Annotated in this window: 3 protein-coding genes and 1 pseudogene; all 4 read right to left on the reverse strand. The window is 40.8% G+C overall.

Translation table 11 applies throughout. The features are described 5' to 3' along the window. Window positions 1-93: pseudogene (locus G322_RS24405) on the reverse strand (NAD-dependent protein deacylase); the annotation flags it as partial. A 534-nt stretch (window positions 94-627) separates the two neighbouring features. Beyond that, window positions 628-936, reverse strand: coding sequence for an integration host factor subunit alpha (locus tag G322_RS0117645; RefSeq protein WP_022943021.1), 309 nt, complete (start codon window positions 934-936; stop codon window positions 628-630). Window positions 937-939: 3 nt separating this feature from the next. Next, window positions 940-3,327 carry a phenylalanine--tRNA ligase subunit beta gene (gene pheT / locus G322_RS0117650; RefSeq protein ID WP_022943022.1) on the reverse strand — a complete coding sequence of 796 codons (2,388 nt, stop codon included), beginning with the start codon at window positions 3,325-3,327 and terminating at the stop codon, window positions 940-942. A 12-nt stretch (window positions 3,328-3,339) separates the two neighbouring features. Further along, on the reverse strand, window positions 3,340-4,320 hold the full coding sequence (gene pheS / locus G322_RS0117655; RefSeq protein WP_022943023.1) for a phenylalanine--tRNA ligase subunit alpha: 981 nt from the start codon (window positions 4,318-4,320) through the stop codon (window positions 3,340-3,342). Window positions 4,321-4,458 lie beyond the last annotated feature (138 nt).

Below are 4,458 nucleotides of genomic sequence, written 5' to 3' on the forward strand. Positions count from 1 at the left end.
ACCATCTTTATCACGAAAAGTGCGAATACCTGATTCAGCAGATACTCCCGCGCCCGTTAATACCACTATTTTTTTATATTGATTTAAAGGCAATCTATTCTCCTCATAAAAATGTTAAATACCATTGATAATTGTACGGAATTAATCAGAAAAAAATGCGTTTCAGTTCATAAAAAAAAGCCAAAAAAAAAGCCACTATGGATCGGCTTCAAAATTACTTGCGCTTTTGTTTTCAAAATAACCAGTCATTTCAGGCTTTTTGAAAACAATTTAGCGCAAGTTATTGTGTAACGATTCCAATGCGACTTTTTTAACAGTTTATACCAAAAGAACGAAAAAGGTGAACAGCCTTGCTTGTTAAAATCATCCCTACCAGCGTTGTGAGTTTTATTCAAAACATCCCTGTTCTTCACCACTACGTGGTCAGCTAAAGCTGTTCAAAATCGTTCCATACGATTTTGTGAAGTGAGAACAACTATCGGGGCATTAAAGTCTTCTAATTAATGCCCCGATAGAGGATTAACGTAGTTAATCTCTCGAAAGGCTGCAACTCACGCCTTGTTAGTGGTGATTTTTCCTGCGCAATACTTGATCACTTCATTAATTCCATTGGTATTAAGAGAAAACCTAGCCCTTTTGTGGGGTGTTTGGTAAATTTTCTTCCACTAACTCTTTGAGTTTTTGCCCCGCTCTAAACGTAACAACACGTCGCGCAGCAATGGGAATATCTTCACCTGTTTTAGGATTACGGCCAGGACGCTCACTTTTATCTTTCAGTTCAAAACCACCAAAACCAGAGATTTTGACAGCCTCTCCACTTGCAAGTGTTGCTTTTATCTCTTCAAAAAAGGACTCAACAAACTCTTTTGCGTCGCGTTTGCTAAGACCGACTTCCTGTGATAAATGTGCTGCTATTTCAGCTTTAGTTAGTGCCATAAATTATTCTCTCAACGATGCATTAAACTCCGCAGAAACTGCCTCAACAATTGCTTTTACGCTGTCGACAATCTCTTGCTCCTCTAAAGTGCGCGTCGTATCTTGTAAGATCAAACCTATTGCTAAGCTCTTGCACCCTTCAATTACGCCTTGCCCTTCATATACGTCAAATAAGTTTAAGCCAACTAATTGAGTTCCGCCAATTTTTTCTATAAATTTTAAGACCTTACCAGCATCTATTTTCTTATCGACCACAAATGCGAGATCGCGGTGATTAGCAGGATACTTAGATATATCACCTGCAGCGGGTAGTTGACGTGTACTAATTGCTTCTAATTCCACTTCAAATACAATCGGCGTGCCTTTGATTGCAAAAGGTTTCATGTGGTTTGGATGCAATGCACCGATATAACCAATATTTTTGCCATCACGATAAATCGCGGCTGACTGACCAGGGTGCAGCGCACTGTGTTTTTCCGCTTTGAATTCAAAGCTCACACCATCAACACAAAGATCTAACACACTTTCTAAATCCGCTTTAAGGTCAAAGAAGTCTACATTTCGCGATTCAATATCCCAATGTTGATCATGTAAATTACCAATAATAACGCCTGACAACATTGCCTGTTGATTAATGCCATTCTCAGCATTTTCATCTTTAACAAAACGTAAACCCGTTTCAAATAGACGTACACGCGGTTGTTGGCGTTTCTGATTTTTAGACACACTCTCTAACAAACCCGTTAATAAGCTAACACGCATTGCCGACATATCTTTAGAGATAGGGTGTGGCAAAATAAGCGCATCTGCTTCTGGGTGTAGTTTTAACTGCTTGTCAGGATCAACAAAACTATAGGTGATCGCTTCATTAAATTCACGGTTTACTAATACATTGCGAATTTTAGAAAGCGTTAATACTGATTCATTGTGTACAGGCATCGTTAAGGCGGCTTGTGGCGCAATGTTAGGGATATTGTTATAACCGTAAACACGTGCAACCTCTTCGATTAAGTCTTCCTCAATCTCCATATCAAAACGGTAAGTAGGTGCAACCACGGTCCAAGTATCATCACTAAACGTGACAACACAACCCAATTGAGTGAGGATTTCTGTTACACGCGCATCTTCAACAACATGACCGATCAAACGATCTAATTTATGACGACGCAGTGAAATAGTCGCTTGAACAGGTAAGTTTTCTTCACTTACCGCTTCGGTAATGGGACCCACTTGACCACCACAAATTTCAACTAATAACTGCGTTGCACGCTCTATCGCTTTTGTTTGTAATGTTGGATCAACACCACGCTCATAGCGATGAGAAGCATCAGTATGTAAACCGTAACTACGCGCGCGTCCTGCAATAGCCAGTGGCGCAAAGAAGGCGCTCTCTAAGAATATATCCGTTGTTTGCGCTTGTACGCCAGAATCTTGACCACCAAAAATACCCGCCATTGCCAGTGCTTTAGATTGATCCGCAATCACTAATGTGTCGCTATTTAATTTAACCTCTTTACCATCAAGTAACGTCAGTTTTTCATCTTGGTTTGCAAGACGGACTTCGATACCGCCATCGAGTTTAGCGAGATCAAATGCGTGCATCGGATGACCAAACTCAAGTAAGACATATTGAGTAATATCAACAATGGCATCGACACTGCGCACACCACAACGGCGTAGTTTTTCAACCATCCAAAGTGGCGTTGTTACATCTTGATTAATACCCTTAATGACACGGCCAAGATAACGTGGACAAGCCTCTGGTGCTTGTAAGTTAATCGCGACTTCGGTGTCGATAGAAACGGCAACATTGTCCCATGTAGGCTCTGTCGCTGACATGCTATTTAACACACCCACTTCACGCGCAAGACCCGCAATACCTAAGCAGTCTGCACGGTTAGCTGTTAAGTCAACATCAATGGTGACGTCATCAAGATTTAAGTATTCACGAACAGACAAACCAATGGGTGCATCCAGTGGCAATTCAAGAATGCCCTCTGCACTTTCAGCCATGCCTAATTCTGATTCACTACACAACATACCAAATGATGGCTGACCACGTAGTTTGGCTTTTTTGATTTTGAAATCACCCGGTAGTACAGCGCCGACCATTGCAACGGCAACTTTCAACCCTAAACGACAGTTTTTAGCACCACAAACGATATCAATTAATTCATCGCCACCAACATTGATTTTGGTCACTTGAAGTTTATCGGCATCAGGATGCGAACCACACTCAACAACTTCACCAATAATAATTTTTGTAAACTCACCCGCTACCGCTTCAACGCCGTCTACTTCAAGACCCGCCATGGTAATTTGGTGTTGTAACTCTTCAGAGCTAATTTCAGGGTTAACCCATTCGCGTAACCAAGCTTCACTAAATTTCATTATTTTTAAACCCTATTTGAATTGCTTGAGGAAACGAAGATCGTTTTCAAAGAAAGAACGTAAATCATTTACGCCATAACGCAGCATTGTTAAACGCTCAATACCCATACCAAATGCGAAACCTGAGTATTTTTCTGGATCAACACCCATCGATTTCAATACTGTTGGATGCACCATGCCGCAACCTAATACTTCAAGCCATCCGTTTTTACCTTTTACGTCAACTTCCGCAGAAGGTTCAGTGAATGGGAAGTACGAGGGACGGAAACGGATCTCTAAATCTTCTTCAAAAAAATTATGTAAGAAATCGTTCAGAATACCTTTAAGCTGTGCAAAACTGACATTTTCAGCAATCATCAACCCTTCCACTTGGTGGAACATTGGTGTGTGTGTTTGGTCGTAATCGTTACGGTAAACACGCCCCGGTGAAATAATACGCACTGGAGGCTCTTGATTTTCCATAGTACGAATTTGTACACCCGAGGTTTGTGTGCGTAATACTAAATCAGGATTAAAATAAAACGTATCGTGATCGGCACGTGCTGGATGATGTGGCGGAATATTCAATGCATCAAAGTTATGGTAAGCATCTTCCACTTCAGGGCCATTTTTAACTTCAAAGCCAAGTTCACTAAAGAACTCAACAATACGTTCAGTGGTACGTGTCACCGGATGAATATTACCCAATGGAGCACCACGACCGGGTAATGTTACATCAATGGTCTCTTGTGCGAGTTTTGCGTTTAACGCTTCTGCTTCAAAAAACTGTTTACGCGCCACTAATACCGCTTGAATCGCCTGTTTGGCTTTATTGATCATCTGACCGGCAGCAGGTTTTTCAGCAGGTGGTAATTTACCTAGCCCTTTCATCTGCTCGGTCATGAGTCCTTTTTTACCTAAATATTGTAAACGGATTTCTTCTAACTGATTGCCATCAACGGCATTTTCTATCTGTTGTTGCGCATTAGCAACGATTTCATCAAGGTGCTGCATTGGTTTTATCTCGATTAATATAAAATTGCATAAAAAATAGTGCGTAATTTTACACAAATCAGGAAGATAAGGCGAGTGCTGTTATGCAATGAGTAGTCGAAAATAGAGAAAAATGAGGATTATTGTGCTGTGTTAATA

The organism is Psychromonas hadalis ATCC BAA-638 (assembly GCF_000420245.1).
In the GTDB taxonomy this organism is placed as follows: Bacteria; Pseudomonadota; Gammaproteobacteria; order Enterobacterales; family Psychromonadaceae; genus Psychromonas; species Psychromonas hadalis.